This window comes from Azohydromonas australica DSM 1124 (assembly GCF_000430725.1).
Lineage (GTDB): Bacteria > Pseudomonadota > Gammaproteobacteria > Burkholderiales > Burkholderiaceae_C > Azohydromonas > Azohydromonas australica.
Genome location: NZ_KE387221.1, coordinates 56,653 through 65,975, shown reverse-complemented (window position 1 = coordinate 65,975; position 9,323 = coordinate 56,653). Strand labels below are relative to the sequence as shown.

The window sequence follows — 9,323 nt, the reverse complement described above, 5'->3', positions numbered from 1 at the left end:
TGCGAATAAGACTTGTCGAGTACGGTATCGTCAAAAATCAGATAGCCATGAGCGCTGGGAATCACGTGCGGCCGAATGTTTTCCCAAATGATGCGTGATGTGATGCGCTCGCCGTTCAAATACCGATTGAGGGCGTCATGGCTGAAGTTGGCATGATGCTCGGCATAGTGCGTCAAGGTGAAGTTGACCTGACTCGATAACAGGAACTGACAGTAGTCCACGCGGGATGGATTCATGTCGCCGCCTAGTGAAAGACAAAACTATGATCTATGCTTTCAAGAAGTTCAAGTTGAAATTAATTCATGGGATTTCTATGATTTTCTATCAAACTTTTGCGTAAGTCCTACCAAAGTACAGATGGTATTCAAAGGCGTGATACGCGCCCATTGGTGCTGCATGTGGTTTGGCGCTTTAGTACAGGTGGGCTTGAGAACGGGGTCGTAAATTTAATAAATCACATGCCGCCCCAAAGCTATCGCCATGCGGTCTTGTCACTTACCGAAGTGACCGAGTTTCGCGACCGCGTGCAGCATAATGACGTTGAATTCATTGAATTGAAGAAGGGGGCGGGGCACTGCCTGAAAATTTACCCGCAGATCTATCGAATTTTGAAGCGATTGGGTCCAGTTGTCGTACATACAAATAACTTGGCTGCTTTGGAGGTCGTTGTTCCTGCTTGGGCTGCTGGCGTTCCGGTTCGGATACATAGTGAGCATGGAAGCGAGGGTTTTGATTTGGGAGGCGCCAGTAACCGCTACAAATTGCTTCGTCGCATATATCGACCTTTTGTATCTCACTACATTGCGGTCTCCACCGATCTGTACACATACTTGCTGGATCAGGTGCGCCTACCGAAGCAGCGCGTAAGCCGAATCTACAACGGTGTTGATATTAATCGCTTCCACCCGCCAATCGACGGAAAACCGGAGCCAATTCAAGGATGTCCATTTGACTTCAATAGGCACTGGTTGGTGGGGACGGTAGGACGCATGCAGCCTGTGAAGGACCAACTTAACTTGGTGCGGGCATTTGCTCATGCATTGGAACTACAACCCAACTTACGGGCACGTCTTCGACTCGTAATGGTCGGTGATGGGCCATTGCGTTCGCAATCCCTTGAACTGCTCAAAAATTTTGGTTTGGATGAACTGGCATGGCTGCCCGGCGAAAGAAGCGATATTCCGGCATTGATGCGAGGACTACATTGTTTCGTGCTGCCGTCTCTCTCGGAGGGACTCTCCTATACTATTTTGGAAGCGATGGCCAGCGGTTTGCCGGTAATTGCCACAACTGTAGGAGGCAACTCCGAACTGGTACAGCAGGGTCAAACAGGTGAACTTGTTCCCGCAAACGACCCACGCACGTTAGGCCGCGCAGTGGCTTGGCTGGCAAATGCCTCAGGAGCAGCGGAGTCCATGGGGAAAGCCGGTCAATCTTTCGTCACAAATTTTTTCAGTCAGCACGCAATGGTGCAAAGCTATAAAAATCTATACGACACGCAATTGCGTTCAAGCCGTACGTCTGCTTGAACGGCGTCATCAGTGTTGACAGCGCGGAATACACGTTGTTCAGCGGGTACACAAGGTTTTCTATGGCAAAGCGCGCCATTGTTGTTCTATTTCGACTGACATGAATCGTTTTAAAATTGTAATGTCCGGGCCACTTCCTCCTGCTATTGGCGGCATGGCTTCAGTTTTGGATGCTCTTAAGGCTTCGACACTCTCTCGCCGTGCCAAGCTCGATTTCTTTGAAACAGGAAAAACTACCCCTCAAGGGCGCCCCTTGTGGTTGGGTGTTATTACACGGCTGAAGCTTATGGCCCGATGGTGGTGTAATCTGGGTCAATTCCCGCGGCCAGTGGTTCATATCCATACGTGCGATGGATTTACCTTTTTCCTGGACGGCGCGTTGCTCGTGCTGAGCCGTCTACGCGGTGCGCCGGTTATTCTCCACGTGCACGGCGCACGCTTCGACAGTTTCCTATGTACTTTGAATTGGCCGCTAGCCAAGCTCGCGCATTGGCTTGCTCAGCGCTGCGCAGTAGTTATTGCATTATCGCCCGGATGGCAAGAGAGGCTTTCTAAGCACTGGCCTGGTGCAGATATCAGAGTGGTGAGCAATGGTGTTGCCATTTCGCGTACTGCTCATTCGGTAGCGTCTAATTCGAGTGTTCCTCGATTTGTGTTCTTGGGAAATTTGGCGCACCGCAAAGGCGTGCATGTGCTGTTGAAGGCGGCTGCACTTGCGCGCGAGAGTTGGACAGTGGACTTAGTTGGTGGTGACGGGGAGCTTGGTGCCACGGTTTTGGCCGAACAGGAGATTTATCAGCAGGGCTTGCAATCTCGCTGTCGATTACTCGGTCCATTGATCGATGATGCAAAAGTAGATCTGCTGTCCAGTGCCCAAGGCTTTGTGCTCCCTTCACTGGCCGAAGGACTACCGATGGCGCTTTTGGAAGCAATGGCCATGGGCTTGCCAGCCGTCGTCACTGCGGTGGGTGCGATGCCTGAGGCCGTGCGTGACGGTATAGAGGGTTTGGTCGTGCCAGCTGACACTGCAGAAGCTTTGGCCGAAGCGCTCGATGCCTTAGCGCGTCAACCCCAGTTACGGGCCCGCATGGGTGCCGCTGCGGCACAGCGATGCCAATCACTCTACGGCATAGAGCGCATGGTTGACGCACTCATGCTTATTTACGCTGAACTTGGGATATACCCATCATGATCATGCCTATTGAGTATCTGTGGTGAATACCAATTTTGGCTACTATCGTGGAGGTAGTGTGGGTACGATCAGCGATCACCGTAATGCCTGCGTGAAATTCTAGTTTACTATAAAGCAAAATCATTGCGCAGACTGTCACATGCAACAGGTTGGATTCAACGTTGCGCTATAATTCCAGCGTCATTGAGGCTAATGTCAATTACTGACGCCTGCAAAATAAGGGGATCATAAAGTGTTTTCTCGACAAGAAATAGCGGAACTGAAGTTGAAGTTCGAAACCCAAGGGTTTCTTCATTTGAAAGAAGTTATACCTTCTGGTGTGCTGCAGAATACCCAGGTCGCTTTTGATGCGGCCAGTCAGCGCTATTATGATCAATGGCGCCAGTCAGTGAAGGTAGGCACTGGGGAAGCCCGATTCTTTGACATTCCAAATATTTTAGATCAAGGCTCCGTGTTTGTGGATTTAGTGGATTTGTCGACGATCTTCGAATTGTTGGTTGATATTGTTGGTCAAGATATACAGCTCAACCATACTCATGCACGACTCTTCTATCCTGGGCCAACGTTCACTCCGCCTTGGCACTCTGATATGATGAGCGTCTTGGGTGTAGATCACGCGCACACTTCCAATTTCCTCGTCAAAATACATTATTTTATTGAGGACCTGCGCCCCGACCAAGGCTGCTTGGCTTTTATTCCTGGTAGTCACCGCTACCCGGCAAAGCACCCGACGCCTGTAATCGCCGATGTCGAAAAATCTCCGGCCGCGGTTAAGATTGTCCCAAAAGCGGGAGATGCAGTGATATTCAACACCCATCTGTTGCACATGGCGCTTGATAATCGAAGCGATGTGGTTAGGAAATCGATTATTTATGCTTATTCGCATTATTGGATGAAACACTACGCCAATTCGGTGCCAACTGATTTGGAGCGATTTGCTAATACGCCGCAAAGGAAGCAGTTATTTGGGGTTGATATTGAGGGGGTGCCGTATTTTAATCGTCGTTTGCAAGGCAATATTGATCAGCCTTGGCACAGCACCTTGTTGAGCGCAAGTAAACGTCTGATTAAGCGTGCATTGTTAAGAAATAGCACGTTTGGCTAATTTATTCGCACCAAGAAGAAGGAGTTGAAGCGACATCCTTGACAAAGACGCTTAACAGTTCGATCTGTCTTTTGGTGGATGCCATAGGCCTTAGGGATGGACGGAATAGCATAATTCGTGGCTTCGCTTTTGGCTTGCAGAATGCACGGTCGGTGTTTTTGCAGGTGCGCCTTTATCATATATTGGCGCTCTGCCTCTCCGATTGTATTTAGTGCTTGGATTCCATGAGCCTTCGAGATTTCAGGGGGCATGGGAAATTCCGTTGGGTGTATACGAGCTTAAGGTCTTAATGACGAGACAAGAAATTTCTCTTGGATTAGCGCCCTTATACGTGGCGCAAATTGCGTGGCTTCCAGCTGGGAAAGCGATGGCGCCGTATGCCTACACGGTGCCGAGATGACCCGCTGCAGCATCCCTGTAGCAGACGGCGCATGCGCTGCTTGTGGCCGTGGCGATATACGGACAAGACGCGAACCGGCCGCAAGCCGTGGTGGCTGATTTCGACGAGTACTTCGTCGCGCGCCCTGATCCGGCAGGGCTTGCAGCGGGCCTTGCATCGGTAGGGCTAGGGCTGCAGACAGGACTGTCGTGACCGAAAGAGGGTCTGGCCGAAAGGGCTCGGCGCTTGTCGCCCGAGCGGTCCAGTCCGAGGAGGCCAGGTGGTCGGTCAACGTCTGGGGACTGCCGGCGAAATGCTGTTCCCGCAGGCGTGCGCTCCCGGCGCCGGTATTGCAGCACGTGAACTTGTCACGCAACCCGTGTGCAGATCCAGCGCAAGGGCAGAACGGTCACGTTCATTATTTGTAACCTCCTTTATCATCATTGTTGATATGTATAAGCCGCGGCTGTGCGGTGCGCGGTGCTGCTGCCCCTTGCCCATCACCAGCGCGGTACGCGTCGCTTGTCGGTGTTCCCGTGCTCAGTTCGCCGGTGTTGTTCAAAGGTTGTCATGTTCCGGAATTCCCCTCCTGCCCCGGCCACCATCTCCCGCACACTGCTTGGACGCCCTGTCTTGAAGGCGGTGTGTGGCGCCGCCATCCTGCTGTGCGGCACCTGGCCGCTGGCGGGCAAGGCCCAGAGCCCGGTAGCGGAGCTTGCCGTGGCCGCGCCGGCTGAGCTTGGCGTGTCGCTGCGGCAGATGGTGCAGGCCCTGCGCGCGGGCAACCGCTCGATCCAGTCGCGGGCCAACGAGCATGCCATCGCCGAGGCCGCCGTGGGCAAGGCGCGTGGGGCCTTCCAGCCCAACGCCAACGTCGCGTTCTCGAACGGGCGCCAGCTGCAGCGCACCACGCCGGAAGAGGATCTCTCGCGCTACCAGGTGAGCAACCAGGTCGCCGGCATCTATGACCGCCGCGGCCAGGACTACTCGGTGGGCTTGAGCAAGCTGACGGAGACGGGTGCCAAGGTCGAGGCCAAGGCCACGCTGTCGGACTTCATCACCAACGTCACGCGCGCACTGCGCCAGAACGATCTCTACGACCACCGCGCCTTCTACGGCTTCACGCTGACGCAGCCGCTGGCGCGCGACTTCGGCCGCGACGTCACGCTGGCGCGGGTGCGCGTGGCCGAGCTCGACGCGCAGGCGGCGGCCCTCAACAGCCTGGACACTGAGTCCAGCGTGGTGGCCGAGGCCTGCCTGGCCTACCTGGACCTGGCCTTCGCCCAGCAGCGCGTGGCGATCGCCCAGGAGCGCATCCAGATGGGCCAGCGCATGCTGGCCGAAGCCCAGGCCCGGGTGCGCCAGGGCCGCGCCCCCGAGTCCGACACCTGGGAGGTCGAGAGCTCGCTCAGCCGCTACCGCTCGTCGCTGTCCGAGGCCGAGCAGCAGCGGCTGGACCGCATGAACCGGCTGCGCACCCTGGTGGGTTCCCGCGTGCTGGACCAGCCGCAGCCGTGGCGGGCGACCGATCCGCTGCCCGAGATGCGTGCCGAGCTGCCCTCGGTGCTCCAGAGCATCGAGCATGCGCGCGAGGGCCGGCCGGACCTCAAGGCCAAGCGCCTGGCGCTGGAGCGCGAAGAGGTGCAGATCGGCTACGCACGCAACCAGCTGGCGCCGCGCGTGGACCTGCTGATGAGCGCCGGCGTCAACGGCCTGTCCGTGGACCGCTCGCAGTCACTGAGCTACCAGCGCATGAAGGACTACCCCACCTGGTCGATCGGGCTGCAGATGGCTTTCCCGCTGGGCGAGAACGAACAGGGCCAGGCGGACCTGCGCGCGGCACTGACGCGGCGTGACGATGCGCGCCAGACCGTGGACATGCTGGAAGCGTCCATCGCCAACGACATCGACACCAGCATCGGCCTGATCGGCAGCGCGCTGCAGCGCTGGCAGCTCGCCGGCGAGGTGGCCGCGCGCGAGCAGCGGCTGCTGGAGCTGGACCGCCGACGCATGCTCGAAGGCCGCGTCGCGATGCGCGACGTGCTGGTGAGCGAGGAGCGCTCCAGCAGCGCCCGGCTGGTGATGCTGGAGCAGCAGACGCAGCACGCCAAGGCGCAGGTGCTGCTCGACGCAGCCCGGGGCACGCTGCTCGACCGCTTCCAGCCATGACCGCCCGGCAGTACCCCCAGGGACCGCGCGCGGGTGCCGGTCCGCGCCGGGCATGGCGCCTGGGCCTGCTGGCCCTTGCGCTGGGCGGGGCCGCATCCTGGACACCGGCGCAGACCGCCTCGGCCCCGGTTGCCACCGCAATCGGCTACACGCAGGCGCTGAGCGAGGTCAAGCTCAGCCTCACGGTGACGGGCAAGATCGACCGCGTCCTGATGCGCGAAGGCGACCGGGTGCGCCGCGGCCAGTTGCTGCTGCAACTGGACCACCGCGCCGAGGGCCTGGAGGTCGAGCGCCGCACGCTCATCCTGCGCGATGTCGCCCGCATGGACGAGCTGCGCCAGCGCGAGGCGATGCTGGCCGAGCAGCTGGCCGCCGCGCGCCGGCTGTTCGACAGCGGGGGCATGGCGCGCAAGCAGGTCGAGGACGAGGAGCTGGCGCTGAGCAACGTGAGGGCCGAGCGCCGCGTGCTGGAGGCGTCCAAGCAGCGCGAGCGCGTCGAGCTGGACCTGGCGCAGGAGGCCTTCGACAAGCGCTTCCTGCGCTCGCCGGTCAACGGCGTGGTGACGAAGATCCATTTCCGCGAGGGCGAGAGCGTGGCGGCCCACGAGCCGGTGCTGATGGTGTCGGACACCAGCCGGGTGCGCTTCCTGGGCAACGTGCCCGCGGTCGAGGCGTCCCGCGTCGCGCCCGGCGCCAAGGTGACGCTGCGCCTGGGGCCCGAGGGGCGTGACGTGGCGCGCGCGGCGCAGGTGGTGTTCCTGTCGCCGGTGGCCGATCCGGCCAGCGGCCTGGTGGCATTGACGGCCGAATTCGACAACGCCGACGGCTCGGTGCGCCCCGGCGTGACCGGCCGGCTGGTGCTGCCCGGCGGCGGCGCGCCCCCGGCCAAAGGGCGGTGATCCGCCATGGACGCCGCAATGCTGGACCCGCCGGGCACTGCGCCCGTGGCCGAGCGCCGCCGTGTGGCGGCGCTGTCGGCGCTGGGCGAATTCGATGGTGACGCCGCTGCCTTCTGGCCCGCCTATGTCGAGGCCGTGGCGGTCGCCTTCGCCGCACGCCGGGTCCTGGTACTGACGGTCCACGGCGACCGTCCCTGGGAATCGCCCGTGCAGTGGCCTGCCGGCGCCGCGGCAGGGGCCGACGCGCGCTGGCTGCTGCGCCTGGCCGGTGACGCGCTGGACGTGTCGCCCTGTTTCGATGCCGGCCGGACCGGTGGGGGCGAGGGCAGCGCGCTGGCGGTGGCGCTGGCCGTGGGTCCGCAGCCCAAGGCCGAGTCCACGGTGCTGGCGGTGCTGCTGCCGCGCGATGCGCGCGCCGAGGCCGAGGCCTTGCTGCCGCTGGCGTCGCTGGCGGCCGACGTGCCGCTGCAGTTCCTGCAGCACCTGCGGCGCCGGGCCGGTGCGCCTGCACCTGAATCCGCATCGGCATCGGCATCGGCATCGGCATCGGCATCGGCATCGGCATCGGCATCGGCATCGGCCGTCCAGGCTGCCGCGGACTCCCCGGTTCCGGCCGCGGAGGCCGAAGAACCCGTGCCGGCACCCGCCGCGGCGCCCCTGCCCGCCGTGGAGAGTGCCGAGCGGCTTTACGACATCCTGCAGCTTTCCATCCGGCTGCAGGGCGAGACCCGCTACATGCGCGCCGCGCTGGCGCTGTGCAACGAGCTGGCGGCCACCTACGGCTGCGACCGCGTGGCGCTGGGCCGGGTCGAGGCTCACGGCGTGCGCCTGGGCGCGATCAGCCACGTCGAGAAGTTCGACGACCGCGCCACCGCCACGCGCGACCTGGAAGCCGCGATGGAAGAGGCGCAGCAGCAGGCTTGCGAGGTGGCCTGGCCCCTGCCGCCCGGCGCGCGCCTGGCCGGGCGCGCCCACGAGCACTACGCCCGCACCCAGGGCTGCGGCCACCTGCTGTCGGTGCCCGTGCACGTGGACGACGAGGTCGTGGCCGTGCTCGCGCTGGAGCGCCGGCGCCAGGCGCTGGCGCCGGCGCAGGTGTGGGCGCTGCGCCTGACCGCCCAGGCCTGCGGCCGCCACCTGGCCGCGCTGCAGGCGCGCGACCGCTGGGCCGGCGCGCGCCTGTGGGCGGGACTGCGCCGCTGGCACGCCCACACGCTGATGGCCACGCGCCATACCGCCTGGAAGCTGGCCGCGGCCACGCTGGCGCTGGTGCTGCTGGGCGTGACCTTCACGCCCTGGCCGTACCGGGTCGAGACCCAGGTGACGCTGCGCAGCAAGGACGTGCTGTTCATGCCCGCCCCCTTCGACGGCTACCTGCGGCGCGTGCACGTCGAGATCGGCGACACCGTCAAGGCCGGCACGCCGCTGGTGGAGCTGGACACGCGCGACCTGCAGCTGGAAGCCTCGATGGCCGCGGCCGACGTGACGCGCCACACCCACGACGCGGAGAAGGCGCAGGCGCTGCAGCAGCTCGGCGACATGCAGGTGACGCTGGCGCGCCAGCAGCAGGCGGCCTCCAAGCTGGAGCTCATTCGCCACCAGCTTGCCCAGGCCCAGGTGCGCGCGCCGCACGACGGCGTGGTGGTCGAGGGCGAGCTCAAGAAGAACCTGGGTGCCCCGGTGCGCAAGGGCGACCTGCTGCTCAAGCTGGCGCAGACCACCGACACCTACCTGGAGCTGGAGATCGACCAGGTGGACGTGCACGAGGTGCAGGCCGGCAGCCGTGGCGAGTTCGCCTTCGTCGGCCGGCCCGACCTGAGATTTCCGCTCATCGTCGAGCGGGTGGACCCGGTGGCCACGCTGCGCGATCGGCGCAACGTCTTCCTGGCGCGTGCGCGCGTCGAGGCGGGCGCGGCCGCCTGGTGGCGCCCCGGCATGGGCGGTACTGCGCGGCTGGAGGCGGGCGACCGCAGCGTGCTGTGGATCATGACGCACCGCACCCTGCGCTTCCTGAGGCAGGTGTTCTGGCTGTGAGCGCGCCGGCAAGCCC

General features: G+C 62.0%; 6 protein-coding genes and 1 pseudogene. 6 read left to right on the top strand and 1 reads right to left on the bottom strand.

What is annotated here, in order from left to right; genetic code table 11:
- Positions 1-236, bottom strand: a pseudogene (locus H537_RS54200) (IS701 family transposase); the annotation flags it as partial.
- 153 nt (positions 237-389) lie between these two features.
- On the opposite strand from H537_RS54200, the gene H537_RS52075 reads away from it, so the two are divergent.
- From H537_RS52075 to H537_RS0139315, 6 genes are all read left to right on the top strand, one after another.
- Positions 390-1,529, top strand: a complete 1,140-nt coding sequence (locus tag H537_RS52075) for a TIGR03088 family PEP-CTERM/XrtA system glycosyltransferase (protein ID WP_238446973.1) — start codon at positions 390-392, stop codon at positions 1,527-1,529.
- 100 nt (positions 1,530-1,629) lie between these two features.
- The gene (locus H537_RS52070; protein ID WP_084151307.1) at positions 1,630-2,721 is read left to right on the top strand and encodes a glycosyltransferase family 4 protein; all 1,092 of its coding nucleotides are present in this window, start codon (positions 1,630-1,632) and stop codon (positions 2,719-2,721) included.
- A 265-nt stretch (positions 2,722-2,986) separates the two neighbouring features.
- Positions 2,987-3,826 carry a phytanoyl-CoA dioxygenase family protein gene (locus H537_RS52065; RefSeq protein ID WP_169517196.1) on the top strand — a complete coding sequence of 280 codons (840 nt, stop codon included), beginning with the start codon at positions 2,987-2,989 and terminating at the stop codon, positions 3,824-3,826.
- Positions 3,827-4,847: 1,021 nt separating this feature from the next.
- A complete protein-coding gene (locus tag H537_RS0139325) occupies positions 4,848-6,374 on the top strand; it encodes a TolC family protein (protein WP_043462284.1) in 1,527 nt (508 codons plus the stop codon).
- A complete protein-coding gene (locus tag H537_RS0139320; RefSeq protein ID WP_029002210.1) occupies positions 6,371-7,273 on the top strand; it encodes an efflux RND transporter periplasmic adaptor subunit in 903 nt (300 codons plus the stop codon). The genes H537_RS0139325 and H537_RS0139320 overlap by 4 nt, the downstream gene beginning before the upstream one ends.
- A 6-nt stretch (positions 7,274-7,279) precedes the next feature.
- Complete coding sequence (locus H537_RS0139315) at positions 7,280-9,307, top strand: GAF domain-containing protein (RefSeq protein ID WP_156902265.1); 2,028 nt, start codon at positions 7,280-7,282, stop codon at positions 9,305-9,307.
- Positions 9,308-9,323: the final 16 nt, after the last annotated feature.

Coding starts and splice junctions, on each gene's coding strand:
- H537_RS52070 (WP_084151307.1), top strand. CDS start 1,630: ATGAATCGTTTTAAAATTGTAATGTCCGGGCCACTTCCTCCTGCTATT.
- H537_RS0139315 (WP_156902265.1), top strand. CDS start 7,280: ATGGACGCCGCAATGCTGGACCCGCCGGGCACTGCGCCCGTGGCCGAG.
- H537_RS0139320 (WP_029002210.1), top strand. CDS start 6,371: ATGACCGCCCGGCAGTACCCCCAGGGACCGCGCGCGGGTGCCGGTCCG.